The 22,641-nt window shown below is 59.3% G+C and carries 22 protein-coding genes; 12 read left to right on the forward strand and 10 right to left on the reverse strand.

Translation table 11 applies throughout. The features are described 5' to 3' along the window. The first annotated feature begins 2 nt into the window (after positions 1-2). Positions 3-155 carry a hypothetical protein gene (locus MW046_RS08220; protein ID WP_247992634.1) on the forward strand — a complete coding sequence of 51 codons (153 nt, stop codon included), beginning with the start codon at positions 3-5 and terminating at the stop codon, positions 153-155. Between the two features lie 27 nt (positions 156-182). Here MW046_RS08220 and fer read toward each other — a convergent pair whose 3' ends face one another. Continuing rightward, a complete protein-coding gene (gene fer / locus MW046_RS08225; protein ID WP_247992635.1) occupies positions 183-572 on the reverse strand; it encodes a ferredoxin Fer in 390 nt (129 codons plus the stop codon). Positions 573-765: 193 nt separating this feature from the next. On the opposite strand from fer, the gene hisA reads away from it, so the two are divergent. The 5 genes from hisA (at position 766) to MW046_RS08250 (ending at position 4,674) form a co-directional block, all read left to right on the forward strand. Beyond that, entirely contained in the window at positions 766-1,488 is a 723-nt protein-coding gene (hisA, locus tag MW046_RS08230; RefSeq protein WP_247992636.1) for a 1-(5-phosphoribosyl)-5-[(5-phosphoribosylamino)methylideneamino]imidazole-4-carboxamide isomerase, read from the forward strand. Between the two features lie 91 nt (positions 1,489-1,579). Then, positions 1,580-2,536: a ferritin family protein gene (locus MW046_RS08235; protein WP_247992637.1), complete on the forward strand. Its 957-nt coding sequence runs from the start codon at positions 1,580-1,582 to the stop codon at positions 2,534-2,536. Between the two features lie 228 nt (positions 2,537-2,764). Further along, positions 2,765-3,157: a hypothetical protein gene (locus tag MW046_RS08240; RefSeq protein ID WP_247992638.1), complete on the forward strand. Its 393-nt coding sequence runs from the start codon at positions 2,765-2,767 to the stop codon at positions 3,155-3,157. Positions 3,158-3,254: 97 nt separating this feature from the next. Further along, positions 3,255-3,863, forward strand: coding sequence for a GNAT family N-acetyltransferase (locus tag MW046_RS08245; RefSeq protein ID WP_247992639.1), 609 nt, complete (start codon positions 3,255-3,257; stop codon positions 3,861-3,863). 103 nt (positions 3,864-3,966) lie between these two features. After that, positions 3,967-4,674, forward strand: coding sequence for a CDP-alcohol phosphatidyltransferase family protein (locus MW046_RS08250; RefSeq protein WP_247992640.1), 708 nt, complete (start codon positions 3,967-3,969; stop codon positions 4,672-4,674). A gap of 4 nt (positions 4,675-4,678) precedes the next feature. On the opposite strand, the gene MW046_RS08255 is transcribed toward MW046_RS08250, so the two are convergent. From MW046_RS08255 to MW046_RS08280, 7 genes are all read right to left on the reverse strand, one after another. After that, the gene (locus tag MW046_RS08255; protein ID WP_247992641.1) at positions 4,679-5,098 is read right to left on the reverse strand and encodes a Rieske (2Fe-2S) protein; all 420 of its coding nucleotides are present in this window, start codon (positions 5,096-5,098) and stop codon (positions 4,679-4,681) included. 112 nt (positions 5,099-5,210) lie between these two features. Further along, positions 5,211-7,694 carry a DNA topoisomerase I gene (locus tag MW046_RS08260; protein WP_247992642.1) on the reverse strand — a complete coding sequence of 828 codons (2,484 nt, stop codon included), beginning with the start codon at positions 7,692-7,694 and terminating at the stop codon, positions 5,211-5,213. 103 nt (positions 7,695-7,797) lie between these two features. Further along, positions 7,798-9,357, reverse strand: a complete 1,560-nt coding sequence (locus MW046_RS08265) for a S8 family serine peptidase (RefSeq protein WP_247992643.1) — start codon at positions 9,355-9,357, stop codon at positions 7,798-7,800. Positions 9,358-9,486: 129 nt separating this feature from the next. Then, a complete protein-coding gene (locus tag MW046_RS08270) occupies positions 9,487-10,125 on the reverse strand; it encodes an ArsR/SmtB family transcription factor (protein ID WP_247992644.1) in 639 nt (212 codons plus the stop codon). Positions 10,126-10,192: 67 nt separating this feature from the next. Continuing rightward, the gene (gatB, locus tag MW046_RS08275; protein WP_247992645.1) at positions 10,193-11,665 is read right to left on the reverse strand and encodes an Asp-tRNA(Asn)/Glu-tRNA(Gln) amidotransferase subunit GatB; all 1,473 of its coding nucleotides are present in this window, start codon (positions 11,663-11,665) and stop codon (positions 10,193-10,195) included. 121 nt (positions 11,666-11,786) lie between these two features. Beyond that, positions 11,787-11,912: a hypothetical protein gene (locus MW046_RS19420; RefSeq protein WP_282190201.1), complete on the reverse strand. Its 126-nt coding sequence runs from the start codon at positions 11,910-11,912 to the stop codon at positions 11,787-11,789. Between the two features lie 61 nt (positions 11,913-11,973). After that, positions 11,974-12,525 (reverse strand): hypothetical protein, encoded by a 552-nt coding sequence (locus MW046_RS08280; RefSeq protein WP_247992646.1) that lies wholly within the window; start codon positions 12,523-12,525, stop codon positions 11,974-11,976. Positions 12,526-13,118: 593 nt separating this feature from the next. Between MW046_RS08280 and MW046_RS08285 the strand changes: the two genes are divergently transcribed. The 4 genes from MW046_RS08285 (at position 13,119) to MW046_RS08300 (ending at position 18,102) form a co-directional block, all read left to right on the forward strand. Beyond that, on the forward strand, positions 13,119-13,271 hold the full coding sequence (locus MW046_RS08285; RefSeq protein WP_247992647.1) for a hypothetical protein: 153 nt from the start codon (positions 13,119-13,121) through the stop codon (positions 13,269-13,271). Between the two features lie 76 nt (positions 13,272-13,347). Continuing rightward, positions 13,348-14,313 (forward strand): replication factor C small subunit, encoded by a 966-nt coding sequence (locus MW046_RS08290; protein WP_247992648.1) that lies wholly within the window; start codon positions 13,348-13,350, stop codon positions 14,311-14,313. A gap of 163 nt (positions 14,314-14,476) precedes the next feature. Then, the gene (alaS, locus tag MW046_RS08295) at positions 14,477-17,290 is read left to right on the forward strand and encodes an alanine--tRNA ligase (RefSeq protein ID WP_247992649.1); all 2,814 of its coding nucleotides are present in this window, start codon (positions 14,477-14,479) and stop codon (positions 17,288-17,290) included. 47 nt (positions 17,291-17,337) lie between these two features. Next, positions 17,338-18,102: an alpha/beta fold hydrolase gene (locus MW046_RS08300; protein ID WP_247992650.1), complete on the forward strand. Its 765-nt coding sequence runs from the start codon at positions 17,338-17,340 to the stop codon at positions 18,100-18,102. 294 nt (positions 18,103-18,396) lie between these two features. Here the strand turns inward: MW046_RS08300 and MW046_RS08305 are convergent, their stop codons facing one another. Then, on the reverse strand, positions 18,397-18,927 hold the full coding sequence (locus MW046_RS08305; RefSeq protein ID WP_247992651.1) for a 50S ribosomal protein L16: 531 nt from the start codon (positions 18,925-18,927) through the stop codon (positions 18,397-18,399). Positions 18,928-19,143: 216 nt separating this feature from the next. Here MW046_RS08305 and MW046_RS08310 point away from each other — a divergent pair, with 216 nt between their 5' ends. Together MW046_RS08310 and MW046_RS08315 are read left to right on the forward strand one after the other, a co-directional pair. Beyond that, positions 19,144-20,706 carry a Na+/H+ antiporter NhaC family protein gene (locus MW046_RS08310; protein WP_247992652.1) on the forward strand — a complete coding sequence of 521 codons (1,563 nt, stop codon included), beginning with the start codon at positions 19,144-19,146 and terminating at the stop codon, positions 20,704-20,706. Continuing rightward, the gene (locus tag MW046_RS08315; protein ID WP_247992653.1) at positions 20,703-20,963 is read left to right on the forward strand and encodes a DUF7513 family protein; all 261 of its coding nucleotides are present in this window, start codon (positions 20,703-20,705) and stop codon (positions 20,961-20,963) included. The genes MW046_RS08310 and MW046_RS08315 overlap by 4 nt, the downstream gene beginning before the upstream one ends. Before the next feature lie 9 nt (positions 20,964-20,972). Here MW046_RS08315 and MW046_RS08320 read toward each other — a convergent pair whose 3' ends face one another. Further along, complete coding sequence (locus MW046_RS08320; RefSeq protein WP_247992654.1) at positions 20,973-22,622, reverse strand: rhomboid family intramembrane serine protease; 1,650 nt, start codon at positions 22,620-22,622, stop codon at positions 20,973-20,975. Positions 22,623-22,641: the final 19 nt, after the last annotated feature.

Here is a 22,641-nt window from a genome sequence, read left to right on the forward strand (position 1 = left end):
TAATGGCGATTCCGAGCCTACGAAGCGTTCGGAGAACGTCCGATCGCGTTTCGAACGCGATCGACTCTCTCAAAGAACCGTCGAGCACCTTCGAAGTCGAAATAGCCGCCGGTCTCTCCACCGAAAAACGAAAAAATGCGCTCGATGAGACGTGATGTTCGTGCGATGGTGTTCCGTTCCGCTCAGATGACGCGGTTTTGGAGGTAGTCGAGGTGTTTCGCGTTGTAGACGATCCTGACTTCGTCAGCACCCGGTGATCCGATGCAGGTCAGCCGCACGTTTCGATCCTCGACTTCCTCGTCCGAGAGGATCTGTTGCATGTCCATCTCGATCTCTCCTTCTTTGAGGATGGCGGCACAGTTCGCACAGGCCCCAGCCCGACACGAGAACGGCCAGTCGTATCCCTGGGCTTCGGCAGCTTCAAGGATGTACTCGCCGGGGTTTACGTCGATCGTGCCGTAATCTTCTTCGTCGAAGTCCGCGTCTGCGGCTTTCTCGAACAGGTCGCCATCGTCCAGCGACCATCCCTGGTCGTCAAGCACTTCGTAGTTCAGGTATTCGACAGTGGGCATCATCGGCGATTTGATGGCCACAATGTTAGGCCTTGCTGTTGCAGTTTCAGCATGTGTGACTACTCCCACTGCCCGTTTGCTCGATCTCTCGAACGATGATCGCCGGCTGGCTGCGTGTCGAGTCGTCTCGCTGCCACACTGGGGTCACGACCGTATCCGACCCGTTTAACCCCACGCCCTCCGAGGTGCGAGTATGTTTCCGGAGTTCGAAGTCATCCCCGCGGTCGACGTGCAGGATGGACAGGCCGTACAGCTCGTCGGCGGTGAACGCGGGACAGGGCGCACCTACGGCGATCCGTCCGACGCCGCAACGCGGTGGCTCGATGCTGGTGCGTCTACGTTGCATCTGGTCGATCTCGATGGGGCGTTCGAGGGGACCAGACGCAACGCCTCGGCGATCGCGGAACTCGCTGCCAACCCCGTCGCCGTTCAAGTCGGTGGCGGAATCCGTACGGCGTCGGACGCGATCGGTCTCCTTGAGCAGGGGATCGACCGCGTGATTCTCGGGACGGCAGCGGTCGAAACGCCCGAGATCGTGGCGACGATCAGCGAGGAGCATCCCGGTTCGGTGATGGTGAGTCTCGACGCGAAAGACGGTGAGGTCGTCGTCTCGGGTTGGACTGAGGGCACCGGACTCGATCCCGCGACGGCGGCCCAACGCTACGAGGAACTGGGCGCAGGTGCCATCCTGTTCACCGATGTGGACGTGGAGGGACAACTCGAGGGGGTACGGACTGATCGGGTCGAGCGCGTCGTCGATCGGGTCGACGTTCCCGTCATCGCAAGCGGCGGCGTCGGTTCGATCGCGGACATCCGTGCGCTCGAACGCGCCGGTGCGGCGGCCGTCGTCGTCGGTACGGCGCTGTACGAAGGCCGATTCACGCTGGAAGCCGCGATGGACGCCGTGGGCGAGTGAGTGCTGTGAGGTGAATGAACGGAGTTCGAGTGGTCGATAGTTTGAGAGGAGCGTTTAACCACTCCGATACATAACGTATCACTGTACACCAATGACACAGATCCGAGACGCAGATCGTACCCATCGGCTCGACCCATCGTCGTTTGCGGGTGGATACTTCCGGAACGCGGTGTATCGCCACTGGGACCCCTACGAAGATATCTCCGACGAACTCCTCGAGCAGGACCGCCATCGTTTGGTCGCCCACGAGCTGACAGAACCGGCGTTCGACGGTCTCCGCCGGACTCTCGCGCTGTTCGGTGCAGGCGAAGAGTCCGTAACGGAAGATCTCACGCCTCTGTTGCTCGTTACCGAGGACGTGAACAAACAGATGTTTCTCACGTCACAGCTGTACGAGGAGGCGAAACACACCCAGTTTTTCGATCGATATTGGCGTGACGTGATCGATCCGGTCGCAAAAGAACGTGGCTTTGAGGTGACCGCACCCACGGATCAACGGTATTTCAACGACGATTACGTCGCGCTGTTCGAGAAGACCGAACAGGCGATGGATCGCCTTCTCACGGAGGATTCCCCGACCAATCGGGCGCGAGCGTACTGTCATTACCACCTCATCATCGAGAGCGTCCTCGCACAAACCGGCTACTACGGCATCCAGTCGAGCTACAGTCCGACAGGGGCGGATCTCCAAGACGGCGATCCCGTTCATCTCGAAGGACTCATCGAAGGCATCACCCGCATTCGCAGCGACGAAGGCCGCCACGTCGGCTTCGGGATGCACGAAGTCCAGCGGCTCATCGCGGATTCGGGCGTCGATCCGGAAATCGTGCGTTCGACCCTCCAAGAACTGCTCGGCCACGTCGCTGGCGCACTCGATTACACCGACAGCGCTGGGGAGCGGCCCGTCGACGCCACACCACTGATCGAATACGCCACCGAGAAAACCACTCGACGCATCGAAATTATCACCGACACTGACGCCGATCTCCCTCCCGTCGAGGAACTCGTCCACATCGAAGGTGGACGAGAGCTATCGACTGGGGACTGAACAAGATCCGAAGTGAAGGACGCACTGACGTAGATCAACCAGATACACCCATCAGACCACGCTCTCTGGGTGAGATGAATGTTTGATCTACGACGACGAATAGCAAGCACGAAATTTCCCAATAAATTTCTTCACGCCACATCAACGAAGACGCGAGCCGGACGCCCGCGTTGACGAGCGTGACGAATCACCTGATCATACATACACATGGACATATATGTATGATGTATGGTTGATTGGCACGTCCCACCTGACGAAACGAGCGCCCGACGACTCTTCTATGAAGTCTTGATTGGCGTTCTCGCCGTGCTGTCGCCGGTCGTGTGGCTCGTCGGCGAATGGACCGTCGTTTGGCCGTGGGTCGGCTACGGCGGAGGCAGTATCGTGGTCGGATACGCCGTCTCCCGAACGGCTGTCGGCCACTCGATCGACGCGTGGTTCACGCGGATCGGCCCGGGTGGGCGGTTTCGCTGTCTCCTCCTCGTCACGATCTGCGTCTGGAGTGGGCTATGGACGATCGAGCCACATGTTCCGTCGGTGATGAGCTTCGTTTGTGGCGCTGTGGTCCTGCTCCTCACTGTGTCGATCATTCGTCTCTGCAATCGGGTTCTGGCACGGTGATCGCTGTCACGACGGACGTCCGTTTCGTTGAGTCACACTTGTCAGCAATATCACCCCATACGCCCACGTTCACAACCCGGCCGTACGTGATACTCGTGTGATACTCGATCGGTTGTGGCGGCTCACCCGCAACGAGTACGGGCGTGCGGTGTACGAGGCGCTTGCAAGGCGTGGCGTGAAAGGATCGTTGCTGTACGTGTACGCGCGGTCGCTCCACGACGGTGACGACAGCGATCACACTCCCGATGGTATCACGATCGACGCCCGCCGGAAGCGGGATCTCGACGCCGACATCTCTGAACGGGCGTTTCAGCACCTCGATTCCACGGATATCGTCGTGTTCGCCCGCAGCGATGGGCAGCTGTTGGGCCACGTCGTCCTCAGCTGTACTCGTCCAGTGTATGTGGCGGCGATCGAAACCACCGTTGGCGAAGCGAGCAACACTGCGTATCTCTGGCGATTGCACGTCGATCCGGCGCATCGACAGCGGGGCATCGGAACCGCTCTCGTTGCCCACGCGCGACGGGAGGCAGCCCGAGCGGATGGTCCGACGACGATCACCGCGCTGGTCGCAATCGACAACGTTCCCTCACGAACACTTTTCGAAACTAACGGTTTCGACCGACAGACGCTCATCGTTTACGGAAAGGCGTTCGGTTGGACACACAAAACGCGGTGGGCGCTGTCCGACGCCGGCACTGACTGATACACCACCCGGAGCCGACGGGCGAACCGTTCGAAACGATCCTCTCCGTATCCTATGTAAATATTGTAGAATATTTTTATATTCAATTAATAATATGTGGGAAATGGTTAGAATGACGGATAAAAGCGTGGTGGCTCGAACCGTGCGATCGATCGAGCGGATCGGACTTCAGCGACCGTCTCCGTCCTCTCGACAGCATATTCTGTTGCGGCTGAGTCTTGCGGACTGCTGTAGTTTGATCGGGCTGTTGTTCGCGTGGGCCGCGACGGTGCTGTTACTTTCCGGTGAACCAAACTGGGCGATCATCGTCTTGACCGGTGGATTCGCGTTCGACAAGTTCGATGGCTACGTTGCTCGGCGCTATGAGTGTCAGTCCGACGTCGGCCCGGAGATTGACGCGTTCCTCGACGTGTTCGTGTATTTGGTGACTGGAGCTGTGCTCTTTCAGACCGTCATCTCGCCCCATCCAGTGGTGAGCGTGGTCGTCGGATTCCTCATCATCGCCGTCGGTGGGCTTCGACTCCTCCGATTCACGGACGAGGGATTCGTGGTCGAGGATGGAACAAGCTACTATCGTGGGCTGACAGTGGTGCACACCAGTGTTCTCGTGGTAGGCAACTACTTCCTCGTGGCGTTCGTCGATTCATGGAACGGCTGGCTCGCTGCTGGGAGTATCGTCGTTATCTGTCCGTTCATGTTATCGAATTATCACAGCAAAAAGACCGTGAAAAGCCAGTCGATCGTTGCGGCGCTCGGACTCGTGGCGGTCTGTCTCTGCGTAGCGATCGAGAGCGGTGTTCTGTCGGCGTGATCGATCAAAATTCCACGTTCGAGGTGGACGTGAGATCGAGATCGTCGGTTTCAGCGGGACCGAGGGCGACGAACTCATACTCATCGTCGGTGAGATACACCGCACCGTCCTCGCTCGTCACATCGAGTGTGTGGAGGTACGCCCCATCACACGGCCCGTACGTACACTGGCCCGTGTCGGCGTCGAACATCGCGCCGTGGTTGGTACAGACGATCTCGCTGTCGCGCAGCTCCGCCCCCGAGCCTTTATCCAAACGAATGTGTGTGAAATGCTGACAGTAGTTCAACCATCCGATGACGGTGCCGTTCGAACGGACCAGTATGCCCTCCTTTCGCTCGTCGGTCGCCGTCTCCCGAACGGTGAACAGCACTGTCGTGTCGTCTGGGACCTCACTCACCGACGCGATGCGCTCACCGGCAGTCATTACGGAGCCATTCCATCCGAATAAATTTCAACGCTCCGTCTTGTCTATCCATTGGTTGGTGTGAGCATTCATCATGATTTATGGCGGGTCAGTCATATAAGAAGAAGGTGGTTTACGCGGCCGCTTGTGCTTGCCATTCCCTGATTCGGTCGGCGCTCACGCCAGACACCTCGCTCGCCACCTCCTCGGCAGCTGCGTCTTGAAGCTCTTCGATCGACGTGATGCCGGCCGATTCGAGCTTTTCGGCGGTTTTCTCGCCGATGCCATCGATGTCTCGGAGGGTCGAGACTGCGTGCTGCTCCTGGTACTCCTCGTAATTGCAGATCGGACAGCCCAGTTCCCACGGCTCTTCATCGTCGTCGTCCTCGCCGTGGACTTCGAGATGGGGAAGATCGTGGTCCTCACACACCGTGTCAGTGACGACGATCTCACCGTGACGAGGCAGCGGCAGCGAGTACTCACAGTCGGGATACCGGGTACAGCCCACGAGCCGCGAGCCGGTGCGGAGCTGTTTGATCGCCAGCTCACCGCCGTACTCTTTCCCACACGCCGGGCATTCCCCGATGATCCGGTCCTCGGTCGCATCGGCCGCGTCTGCGGCACACTGGGGACAGCCGTGGACGAACGTGTCTCGTCCAGCCAACATTTTCACATGGTGTAGCTCGTGTTCATCACACGTCTCGTCAATCACCAGCGGCTCACCCTTGTTCGGCAGCGGTAGCGTGTACTCACAGTCGGGATAACCGTCACATCCGATGAAATACGACCCGTACCGGGAGCGCCGTACCAACAACGTCTCTCCACACACCGGACACGGTCCCAACGCCTTGTCGGCTTTTAACGCCTCGCGGAGATGCCTACCGATCTCCTCGTGGGATCCCTGTAGCTCCTCGAACACCTGTTGTAACATCTCACGTGACTCGTCGGTCACCGCCTCCAACGTCGCCTCGCCCTCCGCGATCGCCGTCATATCCTGCTCCAACTGGGCGGTCATCTCCTCACTCACGATTAGGTCAGCAAAGTCTTCGGCGGCTTCCACGACGCCCCGCGCCAACGCCGTCGGCTGAGGCGGATCGTTTTCGATGTATCCTCTATCGTATAATTTTTGCAGGGTATTATGTCTGGTACTTTTTGTACCAATCCCGATACTTTCCATCGTTTCGATGAGCCGCGACTGGCCTCGTCGTCTGGGCGGTTGGGTCTGCTTTTCCTCGCGTCGAACGTCAGTGATATCGAGGACGTCCCCTTCTTCGAGTGGCGGAACGTAGTTCTCGGTAGTCGAGTGGTAGGGATAGACGTCGTGGTAGCCGGGATCAACGAGCCGTTTCCCGTTGGCTTTGAGCCGACAGTCGTTTGCGATGGTGACGACTTTGAGATGCCGCCATGTCGCGGGTTTGGCGACCGTCGCAAAGAACCGCCGGACCACCAGCTCGTACACTCGCCATTCGTCTTCACCGAGATCATCGGGAAACTCACCGGTGGGATGGATGGGCGGGTGATCGGTGGTTTCGGTGTCTCCTCGGGTGGGTTCGAGATCTTCCAGTTCGAGCAGCGTTCGAGCGTCCTCACCGAAGCTGGGATGGTCGGCGAACGTATCGAGCAACGCCCGTTGGTCGAGATCCTCGGGATACACCGTGTTGTCGGTTCGCGGGTAGGTGATGTAGCCTGCCGTATACAGCTCTTCTGCGATGCTCATCGCGCGCTGGGCAGAGAACCCGATCGAACCCGCCGCACGGATGTACTGTGTGGTGTTGAACGGGGTGGGTGGCTCGTCCGTGCGGGTGCGCCGTTGAACGGAATCGACGCGCGCCTCGGTCGCCGCGGTCAGCTGCTCGTCGATCGTCGTCGCCGTCGCCTCGTCCCAAATCCGTTCCTGTTCGGTGCCATCCTCGCGATAGAAGTATTGGGCTTCGAACGATTCGTCGCCCGAGAGATCGGCGAACAGCTCCCAGTATTCGTCCGGATCAAACGCCTCGATCTCCCGCTCGCGGTCGACGATGAGTTTGAGTGTGGGTGATTGGACCCGGCCGACGCTGATGAAATCGTTGCCGAGCTGTTTGGCCGACAGCGAGAGAAAGCGCGTGAGCGATGCCCCCCACAACAGATCGATGATCTGTCTGGCCTCGCCAGCCGCTGCGAGATCGAAATCGATCTCTTCGGGGGATTCGAACGCCGATCGAACCTCCTCGTCGGTGATCGAGGAGAACCGCACACGCTGGATCGGTCCACTGATCTCCTCGCGTACGAGTTCGTACGCCTCCTTGCCGATGAGTTCCCCTTCCCGATCGTAATCAGTGGCGATGATAGCGGTTTCTGCGTTCCGCGCCAGCGACCGGAGCGCGGCGACGATGTTCTCTCGCGTTTCGGTTTTCACTACCTCCGCATCGACGAGCTCTGACGGCCGTACGTCTCGCCAATCGGAATACTCCGTGGGAAAGTCCAGGCCGACCACGTGGCCCGACAGCCCGATACAACGGCGACCGCCCCAGGAATACACGTTTACCCCGTTGTGGCGCTCCGTCGTTGCGCTGCCGTCGCTCAGAATCTCCGCGATGCGCTGGGCAGCGTTGTCTTTCTCAGTAATGATCAGCTCCACTGCGCTCTCCTCTTGTTGTGACCCTGCTAGGCCGACCGCCGCCCTAACTCTTTCGACAACCTCACAAGAAAACGCACGAAGGCGTAGGGTCGACTTCGGCTCGTCACCGCGTCGAGTTCGGTGGATCGGTCCGTTGAGATCGGCTATCACTGTTCCGATAGTCGACGGCCCGGGTAGCGTTTATCATCCCATAGCCGGACTGGTCGTCGATTCCGTTCGCCTCTACGTCTTCAGCAGTGAGAAACAGTGCCGTTCGTACGTCCGTGGGAGTTGCTCCGGGGTTCGATGCGAGAACGAGTGCGGAAGCTCCAGCCACGTACGGCGTCGAAAAGGAGGTTCCGTCTTCGACGGTGATGCCGTCGATTGCCACTAAGTCGGGTGCAACCACGTTAGCCCCTCGCGCGCTAAATGATTTCACGGATTCATCATCGATCGCTCCGACGGCGATCACTCCACTCGCGGTAGCCGGTGCAGCCTGGCCGCCGTGCGATCGGTACCGTAACTCGTGGTTGGCGAACAGTTCGAGCTGATTGGTCGTGACGGTGTCGGACTTCGACCGGATCGAAACGTAGTACCGCCCCTCGGGAACGGTCGTTTCGAGGTGTTCGAACGGCCGTCCGTCGTGACCGGTGGCCTGTGCGACGACTGCATCCGTACCGGGCTGTGCCCGGAAGAGATACAGATCGTAATCCTCCGTGGTCCTTGGCCAACCGTCCCACCGGAGGGTGAGCTGTACCGTTCCACTGAGCGGTTTACCATCGTTCAACGGATTCATCTGTGAGTCTCCTTGGAACGACACCCACGTGTCCGAGGATCGGTTGCCTGACCAGTACCGTCCCGCGTGATTCCCGACAGAGGTAACGAACACCGTGTCAGAGGCAGCCCCCTCAGCGATTCGGGTGAGTTCGCTGGTTTCGTTTTCAGGGTGGGCGTAGTAACTGCCCGCATCGATGATGATGTCGGCTCCCGAGCGTTGGAGCCACTCCACAGCGTCGGCGTACTCTTCGGACGTCGTCGTCGTGCCGACTGCGGCGAGTTGCAGCGTCGCGTTTGGCGCGGTGTCAACGACGACGCTTGCCACCGCAGTCCCGTGTTTTCCGTCCCCGTCAGGATCGATCGTGGCGTAGCCACCGACCTGCGACGCGATGGCTGGATGACTAGGACGGAAATCACTGTCGATGATACCGACTGTAACGTTCTCCCCAGTGAGTCCACGCTCGTGGAGGCGATCTGCGGAAATCTCACTGACACCTGATGCGATACGCCCGTCTCCGGACGTGTTCGTGTTTGTGATCCGGATTCGGTTTGCGCGAGTGGCGTTCAGAAACGGCCGTACGTCAGACATCGCCATCGATCCGTGAACGTACTGCTGCCCGTTTTTGGTGGACCGGCGGTCGACCACGAACGACCCGGAGTAGTTCTCGCTGTGCACGTTCGGCGTGGCTCCGGTGTCGATCGGTATCGCGACCTCGACCTCCTCGTCGACTGTCGGCGGTGGCTGATAGGATTGACGGTTGATCTGATGCTTTAAATTATCGATCACGTCGGTCGACGACTCCGTCGTTCTATCGACTGCGAGCGAGGAATAGGAGAGCGGAAACACGAACGACGTCCAGAGAAGCAGGACGATTACGCCGACGACGGCCATCTCGCGCTGACTCATCGTCGTCGACGCGTCCTCTGTCCCCCGCTTCGATCACGTCCGGTTTCGAGTGTGGAGCGTTCGGTGTGCGACGACCGGCTCGATGTACGAACCGCATCCTGTCGGCGTCTGGCTTCGAGGGTGTTCATCTCATCTTGCGATCAGGTCACGAATGGCTTCCCTGCGTTGTAACACCACCACGAACAGGAGCACGAGCACCCCTCCGGCGAAAAATATCACACCGGGTGGCACGCCGAGCGGTGAGAGTCCCACCCCGCCACTGCTTCCCAGCGCGTCTCCGGCCCGTGGAAGCTGTTCTGGAAGCTGTCCGGTTCTCGTCCTATCGATTGTCGGTGTAACGAACCACTGAACGAGGAGGCTCACGATTCCAAGCAGTCCGACGATCGACACCAGTCCCCGAAGCGAGTCGAGAAAACTGTGTTTTCGCTCTTCCCGCCCGACGAACACCACGAGTGGCTCTTCGCTCGGTGCATAGACGCTCATCTCTCGGCCTTTCTCCGAGTAGCGCGTATCGGCAACTCGGATCGCCCCTACCTGTTTTAGCTTCGCGAGATGGTGACGAGCGTTCTGTACCGACGTATCGACGCGAGTCGCCACTTCCGAGGCGGTTTGTGGCTCCTCGTGCAGTGCCGTGAGGATCGCGCGTGCGGTGTCCGAAGAAAGCGAAGACAACAAGTCCCCTGTATCATCACTGTCCAGCCACAACGTCCGAGGATCACCGTTCTGCTCCGAACTAGCGTTCGTGCCAGTCGGCAACAGCCCTGACATTGCACCCCAATAACCGCTGGAAATACAAATAGTTGCGGTAAGTATTTCCGCCCACGTCAGAACATTATTAAACGAGCTCTTCTCTTAATAGTTCGTTTACGGTTTGGGGATCCGCACTGCCACCGGTAGCGGCCATCACCTGACCGACGAGGTAGTTGAGTGCGCCGTCTTCGCCGGCGTGGTAGTCCGCGACCGCCTCGGGGTTGTTCTCGATGGCGCTTTCGACAGCGCTGGCCACCGCGTCGTCGTCGGTTTTTCCGAGTCCTTCGCGTTCGACGATCTCGTCTGGGGTGAGATTTTCGTCTAGCATCGTCCGCAACACGACCTCTTCGGCGTTTTTCTCCGTGATCTCGTCGGTCCAAACGAGTTCTAACAGTTGGACGAACGCTTCGCGGTCCACCGACGAAAGCGTCATGTCGCGATAGTTCAACTCTCCGAGAAGTAGATCAGCAACCCACGTGGCCACGAATTCGGGATCGAACGTATCGGCTAGCGCCTCATAGAAATCGGCGATTCGTTTCGTGGACGTGAGCTTTGAGGCGGTCTCTTCTCCCACGCCGTATTCCGTCCTGAACCGCTCTCTGCGCGCGTCTGGAAGTTCAGGAATTTCGATTTCGTTTTTCCACGACGCGACTCGGAGCGGCGGGATGTCGGCTTCTCGGAAGTACCGATAGTCCTTTTGGGCTTCTTTCGACCGCATCGACACCGTTACCCCCCGATCCTCGTCCCAATGGCGGGTTTCCTGTTCGACCGCTCGCCCGCGTTTGATCGCATTGCGTTGGCGGGTAATCTCGTAGGCCAACGCCTTTTCAGCTCCTTTGTGACTGGAAATGTTCTTCACTTCGGTCCGGTTCGCCGCGGTGAGCGTTTCCTCGTCGATGGTGCCGTCATCTATCTCGCTGGTCGCTACCAATGAGATGTTGGCGTCGACGCGCAACGACCCGTCACGTTCGGCGTCGAACACGCCGAGATATTCGAGCACTTCTTCCAGCTTTGCGAGGAACGCCCGTACTTCCTCTGGACTGCGGAAATCCGGTCGTGTGACGATTTCCATCAGGGGCATCCCAGCGCGGTTGTAGTCGACTTTCGTGTACTCCGCGCGTTCGATGCTCCCTCCTTCGTGTTTTAGGCTTCCGGGATCTTCCTCAAGGTGAGCGCGTTCGATCCCGATCACGCGGCGACTTCCCGAAACGGAGAGTTCAAGACTGCCGTCCTGACAGATCGGATTGTCGTACTGGGTGATCTGGAAGTTCTTGGGCAGATCAGGATAGTAGTAGTTCTTCCGGTGAAATCGCGTCTCTTCGGGGATGTTGGCGTCGAGTGCCTTTCCGATCTTGACAGCCATCTCGACTGCCTGCTCGTTCACTACTGGTAATGCTCCCGGAAGGCCAAGACAGACTGGACAAGTGTGTGTGTTCGGATCGGCGTCGGCGCTGTCGGTCGAACAGCCACAGAAGATCTTCGTCTCGGTTTCGAGTTGGACGTGCACCTCCAACCCCATAACCGCGGCGAGATCGCGCGTTCGCGTCGCTTGGCTCATTATTGAGTGCAACCGGCCGCGCGCGCTAAAGGCTATCGCACCACCACCTTTTTTCCGTTCGGGTGGCCTCCGGCCACCCTCACAGCGCGAGAGCACAGCTCTCGCTGGCTCTCACTCGCTGTCACCGGGCTGCGCCCGGTTGCTTGAGGAACTTCGTTCCTCTCTGCGCTCGCAGGAACGCAACAAAGATGGGCAAAAAAAGCCGCTCGCTGCCGCTCGCGGTGACGACACTTGCATCTCCCGCCACCGCCCCGCGACCGCTTCCGCCCTGCTTCCGCCCCGCGACCGCCGCCGCCGCCTCCGTGTTCTCAGTCGTCGGCGTGGACGACAGGCGGCGCATCCACGACACGAGCCACGTCAGGGTAACAGGCCCGCAATCCATCGAGATCACCGCGCTGGCGATAGTGGCAGTACTCCGCCAACAGTGCGACTAACGCGGCTGGGGCACTCGTCGCCTCGGGCTGTTCAGTTATCGCAGTCGGGTCCTGATCGTCTTCCGGCGTGTACACCGACTGGACGACGGTCCCGTCGCGCTGTTCATGATACCGCACTCGGCCGCCGTTCTCGAACCAGCCAGCGACGACCAGCTCCTCTGCCGCCTCGTAGCGCGTGATATTCGCAATGCCGGGCAAATCGTCGTACGCCACCTGTGACCGGCCAAGCCCGGCCGTTGCTAGAATCTCCTCGATCTGCGTGGCGTGGGCACAGCCCGTACTCCGACACGGTCTGCACCAGACGCCTTGCCCCACATCCACGACGTAGTACAGCTCCGCTTTCGAGATCGTCGATCGATCCTCAACCGTCGAGAGATTCACTGACTCACCCAGCCGATTCCAGAACTGAAACACCGGTAGCGTCATCTTCCCCCCACGAACGCAGTTCCCGCGAGCGCAGCGAGCGGCCTTTTTTCGCCCACGTTTTTTGCGTGAGGGTGCGCTCCGCGCACCCGAACGGAAAAAAGGTGGCTGGTCACGTTTCTGATACGATTCGACACCGTTACATGTCTCTGCTTCGTTCCCAATCATGGGTTTTCGGGCAATCTGAGAACCCAAGCGTCGGGTGGCCCAATCACCCGGCGCGTTCAACATGAACGCACACGCCCCGCGGCGCACGCAAGCGTTCTCATCTATCGTTCCCTGCCCCATCACACATAAAGGTACTGATGGAATGGAAATGTTATGTCACACTAACAATTAATCCGCAGCGGTTGCTCGATGGATTGCAACGAGCATTGAGATCGGACGCTGTTATTTCCTACGCCTGCTTTCTCGGGGAATCACTCCGAGATAGTGGAAGGGCGAGCGTCACGCTAGGCAAGCAGTCGCAGAGCGGAGGCGGGAGACGCAGGTGTCGTCACCGCGAGCGGCAGCGAGCGGCTTTTTTTGCCCATCTTTGTTGCGTTCCTGCGAGCGCAGAGAGGAACGAAGTTCCTCAAGCAACCGGGCGCAGCCCGGTGACAGCGAGTCGCAGCACGAACGAAGTGAGCGACCGTCTCACCCGAGCGGAAAAAAGTGGGACTGCCGACGAGCGACTGATTGAAGCCGCCAACGAGACGAAATACGCCGCTCACGTCGGCCACATTCGCACGCACACAGACGAATCCTGACGCCGCGAGAATCGATCTATTGACTCGGGCGACCGGACTGCAAGCCAGTTAAGTCCGGACGCTGTGAGATGCGAGTATGAGCGACGCGCCGCCACAGGGACGGGAGGTTTGGATCGAGAAGTACCGCCCCGGATCGCTGTCCGAAGTTGCCGGGCACGAAACCATCGTCCAACGACTCGAAAATTACATCGAACAGAACGATCTCCCCCACTTACTGTTTGCCGGCCCGGCAGGTGTTGGGAAAACCACATGCGCGGTGGCGATCGCAAAAGAGATCTACGGCGAGCACTGGCGAGAGAACTTCTTGGAACTGAACGCCTCCGACGAGCGAGGGATCGACGTGGTGCGCGATCGGATCAAGAGCTTCGCCCGATCGAGCTTCGGCGGGTATGACTATAGAGTCATATTTCTCGATGAGGCGGACGCACTGACGTCTGATGCTCAGAGCGCACTTCGGCGGACGATGGAGCAGTTTTCACACAACACGCGGTTCATTCTCTCGTGTAACTATTCGAGCAAGATAATCGATCCGATACAGTCCCGGTGTACGGTGTTTCGGTTTTCACCGTTGGCAGACGACGCGATCGCCGGACAGATCCGCCAGATCGCCGACGCCGAAGGGATCGAGATCACTAAAGCGGGAATCGATGCGCTGGTGTACGCTGCTGGGGGGGACATGCGCAAAGCCATCAACGATTTACAGGCGGCGGGTGTAGTGGGTGAGACGGTCGACGAAGAAACTGTCTACGACATCGCCAGCACTGCTCGCCCCGAAGAGATAGAGGAGATGGTGCAGCTCGCGCTTGCGGGCGATTTCATGGCGGCACGATCGATCCTTGAGACGTTGCTCACTGAGGAAGGTATCGCGGGCGATGACATCATCGACCAACTCCACCGATCGGTGTGGGAGTACGGCCTCGGAGAGCGTGAGGCGGTTCAGCTGATGGATCGGATCGGAGAAACCGACTACCGCCTCACGCTCGGAGCCAACGAACGCGTGCAACTAGAAGCGTTGTTGGCGGGACTCGCGTTGGACGAGTGACGATCAAGGCTCTCATCCCACCTGTGGAATGTGATCGAGACGCCAACGACTAAATATAAAATTTGTGTATATTTCGTCAATCAGTGGATAAATAAAATATAAACAAGCGTCTAAGACGGGCGTTCGGAAGGGTTTTACCCAGTGGTCGGCCAAATGGAACGCGATGAGTGAACTCGACGAGGAGTATCAGCTCGAGTACTTCGAGCAGGAGGGGTTTACACGAAAGGAGTGTGTCTCCTGTGGCGCACATTTCTGGACCCGCGACGAGGCGCGTGAAACGTGTGGTGAACCGCCGTGTGAACAGTACAGCTTCATCGGCAACCCCGGATTCGACGCGTCGTACACGCTCGAAGAGATGCGCGAGGAGTTTCTTTCATTTTTCGAGGATCACGACCACGAGCGCATCGATCCGTACCCCGTCGCAGCCAATCGCTGGCGGGACGATGTCTTGTTAACGCAGGCGTCTATCTACGATTTTCAGCCGCTCGTAACCAGTGGGCAGGCCCCCCCGCCTGCGAATCCGTTGTGTATCAGCCAGCCCTCCATTCGGATGGATGACATCCAAAACGTCGGCAAAACGGGGCGTCACACGATGGCGTTCGAGATGATGTCCCACGACACCTTTAACACACAAGAGGACGCCGAGGGGTATGCCTACCACGGTGAGGTGTACTGGAAAAACCAGACGGTTCAGTACTGTGATGAGTTTTTCGAGTCGCTGGGCGCAGATCTAACGGAACTCACCTACATCGAGGATCCGTGGGTCGGTGGGGGGAACGCCGGTCCAGCCATCGAAGTCATCTACCGGGGTGTCGAGCTGGCGACGCTGGTGTTCATGTCGATGGAACAGGATTCCGACGGCGAGTATGAAATGAAAGACGGCAACCGGTATTCGAAGATGGACACGTACATCGTCGACACCGGCTATGGGTTAGAGCGGTGGACGTGGGTGAGCCAAGGAACGCCGACGGTGTATGAGGCTGTCTATCCCGAAATGATCTCGTTTTTGCGGGACAACGCCGGGATCGATCTGACTGACGAGGAGGACTCACTCGTCCACCGTGCGGCGACGATGGCCGGCAACCTCGACATCGACGAAGCCGAAGACATGGAAAGCGCCCGTGCAGATATCGCGGACGAGTTTGACGTCGATGTCGAACGGCTTCGAGAACTGATGGAGCCGCTCGAAACGATTTACGCCATCGCGGATCACTCCCGGACGCTGGCGTACATGCTTGGCGACGGCATCGTGCCGAGCAACGTCGAGTCCGGCTATCTCGTTCGCATGGTGCTCCGACGAACCAAGCGGCTCGCCGACACGGTGGGAGTTAGCGCACCACTCGACGAACTTGTGGATATGCAGGCCGAGCGCCTCGGATACACGAACCGTGACACCATCCGTGATATCGTCCGGACGGAACTGGACAAATACCGCGAAACCCTCGATCGAGGTGGTCGCCGGGTCAGACAGCTCGCCGAAGAGTATGCGGACAAGGACGAACCCATCTCGACGACAGAACTCATCGAGTTGTACGACTCGCACGGGATACAGCCGGATATGGTCGCCGAGATCGCCGAAGAACACGGCGCGTCGGTCGAGATTCCGGACGATTTCTTCTCGCTAGTTGCCGCTCGCCACACCGAGCCGTCCGAGACTGAGACGGATGATGCACACACGGACACGACGACCCAGGCGACGGGTCACGACGATCTCAAAGAGCATATCAGCGAGCTGCCCCCGACAGAACGGCTGTACTACGACGATCAGGACCGCATGGAGTTCGAGGCGATCGTTCTCGACGTGATCGAGCGTGAAGAGGGGTTCGTCGTGGTGCTCGATCAGACGATGTTCTACCCAGAGGGTGGTGGACAGCCCGCCGACACAGGGACGCTCAGCACGGATGACACGTCGGTCGACGTCCGCGACGTCCAACAACGGGACGGCGTCATCCTTCACTGGACCGACGACGATCCGGGGAAAGGCGAGTTCGTTCGGGGACAGATCGATGCAACGCGTCGAAAGCGGCTGATGGCTCATCACACCGCGACACACATCATCGGTCATGCAGCTCGGCAGGTGCTCGGCGACCACGTCCGCCAAGCCGGTGCCCAAAAGGGGGTCGACAGCTCTCGACTGGACGTCACCCACTACGAGCGGATCTCCAGAGCCCAACGACAGGGAATCGAACGGATCGCAAACCGGATCGTGCGGGACAACACGCCCGTCGTGCAGGAATGGCCCGACAGACACGTGGCCGAAGAACAGTACGGCTTCGATATCTATCAGGGTGGTATCCCGCCGGGGACGAACATCCGGCTGATCCACGTTGATGATGACGTACAGGCGTGTGCAGGAACGCACGTCGGACGAACCGGTGACATCGGCTGTATCAAGATCCGTTCGACCGAACGCGTCCAAGACGGTGTCGAGCGGATCATCTTTTCGGCCGGGAATGCGGCTATCGACGCCACACAGCGCATCGAAACCGCGCTCTCTGAGACCGCAGAGACGCTGGACGTTTCGCCCCTCGAAGTGCCCGACACCGCAGAGCGGTTCTTCGAGGAGTGGAAAGACCGCGGCAAACGGATCGAAGCGCTAAAAGAGGAACTCGCCGAGATTCGCGCCCACGGTGGCACGGCCGAGGAGATCGCTATCAACGGCAACGGGACCACCGCAGTGGTCGAACGGTTCGACGCCGACGTTGAGGAGCTTCGCGCGACCGCGACTGCGATCGCAGAGGAGGAGTCGGTCGCCGTGTTGGGCAGCGGCCGAGAGAGCGCTCAGTTCGTGGTTGCCGTGCCTGACAAAGTGGATGTTAACGCCGGTGAAGTGGTGCGTGAACTCGCCGATCGCGTCGGTGGTGGCGGCGGCGGACCGCCGGACTTCGCACAAGGCGGTGGGCCGGACGTCGACGCACTCGATGCAGCGCTGGCGGACGCCCCGACGATCCTTCAACAGAAACTCGACGCCCGGTAACAGCATCTCGACGAAAGCGTTGTCACTCGGTGGATCTAACGGCAGGTATGCCGGTCGTGTCTATCGAGGACTGTTCGTTGTACTACGAGGCACACGGATCCGGCCCAACGGTGGTGTTTCTGAACGATGTCGGGTATGGCGCGTGGTTGTGGGGCTGGCAACACCCAGCGCTCTGTGGTCCATTTGAGACGCTTGTGTTCGACCCACGGGGCACCGGACGATCCGTCGTCGAGAACGGCGTCACGGATGACATTGACGTGTTCGCTAGGGATGTCGAACGCGTGCTGTCGGCTCACGGTGTCCGTCGGGTACATCTCGTCGGCACGGGGTTCGGCGGAACGGTTGCGCTCGCGTACGCCCACCAATACGACCGTGTCCGGAGCCTCACGCTCATGGGCACCGCGTTGGACGGCGGACGGGTGTCGACTGACGCACTTGAGCTGATGGGTGATACGGGTCGGTCGTCGCTCGAACCGTGTTTCAGTGAGGCGTTTTTGGAGCACGCGGAGTTTATCGAGCGGATTCAGGCGTGGCGAGAAAAAGAGGACGCCGACCCGGCGGCGTGGCAGGCTCAGGCCGAGGCGTGGTGTGGCTTTTCCTGTGACGCACCCTACGAGATCACGGTGCCCGCGCTCGTGTTGCACGGAGTGGAGGATCCGGTGGTTCCTGTCGAGGCGAGCCGAGAGCTTGCGGACGGGCTGCCCAACGGGCGGTTTGTGGAGCTGGCGGGCAAGCATCTGGCGTTTATTGAATCTTCTAAACATGTGAACGACGAGATCATCGGGTTTCTTGAAGGGGTTAGAGAGGAGTGATGTCTCTCGTGGTGGCCGGACTGTCACTGCTATAACTCAAAAATAACGAGTATACTCTCTGGATTTGCAACTCTACAGCCAGATTTGATGTCTGGGTGCGTATCGGGCTGGTTTTAAATCAGTCGAATGTACGCCGCCCGTGCTTCGACTCAGCCATCAGCTCCGTGATGTTCGTGTCGGTTGTTATTGATATCTCTTAGATCGCTTCGAATGGTTCCATACAGTTAGATGAAGTAAGACATCACGAAGGGTCCGCCTCATGCACTTCGGTCTCCGTTCGACCGGTTTCGACGCTCACGCGACGAGTTCTTCTTCACCGCGTTCGACCACGACGCGACACGGGGGTGACAGCTTGTTGTACGCGCGCCGGAGCGCCTCTTTGGCGACGTCGGCCTGATCTGGTTCACACCAGAGGGTGAACAGGCGCTCGCCCTTCTGGATGCGTGCAGCGGTGCCGACGATCTGCCCGAACGCTTGGCGCATGCCATCGGAAACACGATCCGCACCGGCACCGGTCGCCTGCTTGTTCTCCCGAAGCACCTGGTGGGGGAACTTCCGGAGGATCATCTTGTAGTTGCCCTCGCCGAGCTCTTTGATCAAGTGGCGATTGGCGGACAGACGGGATGCCTCCATCGAACCGTGGCGGATCTGAACTGCCTCCTCGACTTCCAGACTGATCTGGATGGGATACGAATCTGGATCGGCGTCAATGTCACCCATCTTGTACTGTGCGATCTTCGATCCGGGAATGCCAGTGATATACTCCCGTCGCGTATACGACGGCTTATCGATATCCCGGTACATGCTGGCGGGCTTATCGGCCATAGTACGTAATATCAAGCCCAGATCGGGAATAAACCCTTCGAAGCGCTGTCCGACCCCTGAATTCGAGGTCGCCCACAAGATCATCGGCCCGTCTCCGGGTGTACGATCACTCAGTCACCAATGAGCACCCTTATACGACGAATGAATCTGTGGAATAACTCGAATTTCACAAGATTCAAGTCGTCGCTTCCATTCTCACACAATCGTTGTTTACAAATGAGTGAGGAACCGACTGATACAGATATCGGAGAGGAGTTGTCTGAAGCAGCGACGGCGCGGAACCAGTCGGAGATCGAGTTTTACGGCGGCAAGTGGATGAGCACGCTACCGATCGCCCTGTTCATCGTGTGGGCGATCGTCCAGAGCGGCGTGCTCCGGGTGAGCGATACGACGGGATTGGTCGCGGGGATGCTCATCGCCCTGATCGTCGGAATGTTGTTCGTAAAAGGCGACTGGACATCGTACGCTAACACGATATTCGATGGAATGACCCAGCGCGTTGCGGCCACGGCTATCGTCGCGTGGCTGTGGGCCGGGATGTTCGCGGAGACGATTCAGGCGGGCGGGTTCGTCTCCGGGCTGGTGTGGGCCGCTGACGTACTCAACGTCGGCCCATCGCTGTTTCCGGCGGTGGTGTTCATTCTCGCGGGACTGCTTGCGACCGGTATCGGGACGGGCTACGGTACGACCGTCGCGTTCACGACACTCGTCTTTCCGGCTGGTGTCGTGTTGGGGACCAGTCCGATACTGTTGTTCGGGGCGATCCTCTCGGGAGCGGCGTTCGGCGACAACCTCGCGCCGGTCAGCGACACGACGATCGTTAGCGCGGTTACTCAGGAATCGGACATCGGGGGCGTGGTCGCCTCGCGGTTCAAATACGCGATCATCGCCGCAGTGCTCGCGTTCATCGGCTATCTGATCGCTGGTTCGATGATGTCCGGCCCTTCGATCTCCCAGAGCGCCAAACAGCTGTTCGTCGCAAACAGCAACCCGCTCGGGCTGGTGCATCTCGTTTCGATGTTCATCGTCATCGGCACTGCCGTCCGAGGGCGACACATCATCGAAGCGATCTCGTGGGGGCTGATCGTCGCGGTCGTGCTCAACCTGCTGTTGGGACTCGCCTCCCTGAGCGACATGCTCGTGTTCCAGGTCTCGGAACAGTTCGGGCTCGCACAGTCGATTTCGTGGCTTCCGTTCATCGAGCTGGTCGCCCCCGCAGAGACGGGCGTCGCTGGCAGCATCTACTCCGGTGCGGCGGGCTTTTTCCCGCTGGCAATTCTCGTGTTGTTGATCGTCGCCGGTTCGCGGATCATGATCCGGGGCGGCGGATTCGAAGCGATCCAGGATTGGCTGCTCAACACCGTGGCCACTTCGGTTCGGCGGGCGGAAATGGTGATGGTGCTCGTCACCGCCACCGCAAACGCGATGATCACGATCAACACCGCTGCGGAGATCGCTGTCGCGCCGTACATCGCCCGCATCGGTGAGAAGTTCAACATCAACGGCTACCGCCGAGCCAACATTCTCGATGCGAACACCACGGCGCTCGGGTACATCTTCCCGTGGGCCGGTGGCGTGCTCGTCGGCTATGCTCAAATCCAGAATTTACCGGGGCAGTTCGACTGGTTCACACAGTCGATGGTCGTCAACCCGACTCAGGTCGTCCCCTTCGTCTTCCACGGCTGGCTGTTGTTCGCCGTGTTCATCGTCGCCGCGCTGACCGGCTTCGGACTCGAATACGTTTCTGATCGGGAATCGACGGAGGTGACTCGCGTATGAGTCTGTTCGAGAAGTATCTGAAAGGCTGGCGGTTCCGGACGAATCGACCGTCGTTCGAACCCGGTGAAGAGCTGCAGTTGTTCGTCACCGACATCGAAGGCGACACCCTCATCGCCCGCGTCGGCGACAGCTTCATCCATATTTCGGACGGTGTTCCCGCGCTCGTCGGCACCCGGGTTCGGGTCCGTGTGGACAGCTTCGACAGCGATTCGCACGTCGGCAACGCGACGCTGCTCGAACCGATCGACAGCGATTGAACACGATATTCAGGGTGGTTCGTAGGTCGCTACTCGAACCAACGTGTCGTTGCGTTGTGCGTACAGCATTCGCTTCGTTCGATTGAGCATCAATCCGCCGACAGATGTGGTTTCATTGGGTGTAGGGACTGGTGTGTTGCCGAGGATGGAACCGTTTTGGGTGACCCGAACGCGGAACTGCTCGCCGGGAACGACAGTGATCCGACGACCGTCGACCACCGGTTTTGCTCGGGACGGTTGTGAGCTGTACACGAGTGATCGCTCGTTGTCGTGGACGAGCTGTACGGTGTACACCGAGTGATTGCCGATGGGGTTCCACGTGGGACGGCGCACGTGGACCGTTTTGCGCACTCCGATACCGCCAATACGGATACTGGCCGCTCCCACGAACGCGAGACGGCGTTTCGATATCTCTGGCCACCATATCTCCCGTCGATCGTTCATCACGATGACACCGCTCGTGGTCACGTTCGTCGGTTCGTCGAACGCGTCGATCTGGACGGCCGAGATGTACTGATGAGGGATCTGCTCGGCGTACGCGACGGTGTATTCATCGACTTCGATGCTGTTCTCGGCAGTGATTCCGGGGGTTGAATCGGACACTGTGTAGAGGTTGTACGGGATGGCAACAGCGGCGAGCACGAGAACGAATGCGACCGTGATCCGCCGTGCCAGCACTCCGTATCCGATATCGGTCTTACCGGCAAGACGGGTGGTGTCGCGTCTGGGTGCGTTTATGAGCAAAGCCGCAAACAGAAAGACAGCACCCACGCCGATCGCCCGAAAGAGCATGAATCGACCGCCGTCCACGGGGAGGTACACCGCCCATACGCCTTCGAGAACGGCAAAGAGGATAACTGCCGACCACAGTCGGAATCGATCCACGGCAACCGACCGTCGTTTGAGCACCACGATCCCGAGGACGATCCCAGTGAGAAGTCCCAACACGTGACCCTGCAAGGAGATACCTGCCCACCACGGCGTACTGAACTGGGTGTGGCCTCCTTGGATGATCGTCGGATTCCTGAGCGATCGATACACGAGCAACAACGCGCGGCTCCACAGCAGCGCGAGCAGCGTTCCCCACGGGTATCTGATGAGTGCGAGACCGACGTAGGCGAACACCACGCCTGAAAACCCGATCGTGGGACCGAGCGAGAACACTCCAGACACCAGTCCGACGGCGATCGACCCGCCCACGAAGGCCAGTATACGCGCGTACGGATTGGTTTGCAACGATGAGAACACACGCACGCCTCGTCCACGGGGATAATGGCTCCAAGCGTACTCCGCAAGCACCCCTACTGTGAGCGTCCCGATGAGATTCCCGAGCAGGTGGTTGTAGCTCGAATGGGTGAACGACGACAGCACGATCCCCGTCGGAGCGAAGTACGACCACGACCGAAACGGAATCACCGTCGGAGCATGTGGGTCGGACCATCCCCCCTGCACGAACCAGTACACGCCGAGTAGTCCCGCCGCGACCGAAATCGATCCCCACGGAACGCCCAACAGCAAGCGGGTTCTGACGGTCTCATAGCGTTCCTGCCCGCCTAACTGCCACGCCACCCCACAGGAGAACACGATGGCGCTCACGAGAAACAGCACGGGTACCGGACCCAACGGACTGAACAACGCAGGCCCTGGCAACGGCTGCATACCACTGTTGTGATCGGGA

It is taken from the genome of Halocatena salina (assembly GCF_023115355.1).
GTDB classification, from domain to species: domain Archaea; phylum Halobacteriota; class Halobacteria; order Halobacteriales; family Haloarculaceae; genus Halocatena; species Halocatena salina.

What these genes read in the sequence shown, in the direction of transcription:
- MW046_RS08300 (WP_247992650.1), top strand. Translation starts at nt 17,338, where the DNA reads ATGCCGGTCGTGTCTATCGAGGACTGTTCGTTGTACTACGAGGCACAC.
- hisA (WP_247992636.1), top strand. Translation starts at nt 766, where the DNA reads ATGTTTCCGGAGTTCGAAGTCATCCCCGCGGTCGACGTGCAGGATGGA.
- MW046_RS08310 (WP_247992652.1), top strand. Translation starts at nt 19,144, where the DNA reads ATGAGTGAGGAACCGACTGATACAGATATCGGAGAGGAGTTGTCTGAA.
- alaS (WP_247992649.1), top strand. Translation starts at nt 14,477, where the DNA reads ATGAGTGAACTCGACGAGGAGTATCAGCTCGAGTACTTCGAGCAGGAG.
- MW046_RS08235 (WP_247992637.1), top strand. Translation starts at nt 1,580, where the DNA reads ATGACACAGATCCGAGACGCAGATCGTACCCATCGGCTCGACCCATCG.
- MW046_RS08315 (WP_247992653.1), top strand. Translation starts at nt 20,703, where the DNA reads ATGAGTCTGTTCGAGAAGTATCTGAAAGGCTGGCGGTTCCGGACGAAT.
- MW046_RS08290 (WP_247992648.1), top strand. Translation starts at nt 13,348, where the DNA reads ATGAGCGACGCGCCGCCACAGGGACGGGAGGTTTGGATCGAGAAGTAC.
- MW046_RS08250 (WP_247992640.1), top strand. Translation starts at nt 3,967, where the DNA reads ATGGTTAGAATGACGGATAAAAGCGTGGTGGCTCGAACCGTGCGATCG.
- MW046_RS08255 (WP_247992641.1), bottom strand. Translation starts at nt 5,098, where the DNA reads ATGACTGCCGGTGAGCGCATCGCGTCGGTGAGTGAGGTCCCAGACGAC.
- MW046_RS08265 (WP_247992643.1), bottom strand. Translation starts at nt 9,357, where the DNA reads ATGAGTCAGCGCGAGATGGCCGTCGTCGGCGTAATCGTCCTGCTTCTC.
- MW046_RS08280 (WP_247992646.1), bottom strand. Translation starts at nt 12,525, where the DNA reads ATGACGCTACCGGTGTTTCAGTTCTGGAATCGGCTGGGTGAGTCAGTG.
- MW046_RS08270 (WP_247992644.1), bottom strand. Translation starts at nt 10,125, where the DNA reads ATGTCAGGGCTGTTGCCGACTGGCACGAACGCTAGTTCGGAGCAGAAC.
- fer (WP_247992635.1), bottom strand. Translation starts at nt 572, where the DNA reads ATGCCCACTGTCGAATACCTGAACTACGAAGTGCTTGACGACCAGGGA.
- MW046_RS08320 (WP_247992654.1), bottom strand. Translation starts at nt 22,622, where the DNA reads ATGCAGCCGTTGCCAGGGCCTGCGTTGTTCAGTCCGTTGGGTCCGGTA.
- MW046_RS08240 (WP_247992638.1), top strand. Translation starts at nt 2,765, where the DNA reads ATGGTTGATTGGCACGTCCCACCTGACGAAACGAGCGCCCGACGACTC.
- MW046_RS08220 (WP_247992634.1), top strand. Translation starts at nt 3, where the DNA reads ATGGCGATTCCGAGCCTACGAAGCGTTCGGAGAACGTCCGATCGCGTT.
- gatB (WP_247992645.1), bottom strand. Translation starts at nt 11,665, where the DNA reads ATGAGCCAAGCGACGCGAACGCGCGATCTCGCCGCGGTTATGGGGTTG.
- MW046_RS08305 (WP_247992651.1), bottom strand. Translation starts at nt 18,927, where the DNA reads ATGGCCGATAAGCCCGCCAGCATGTACCGGGATATCGATAAGCCGTCG.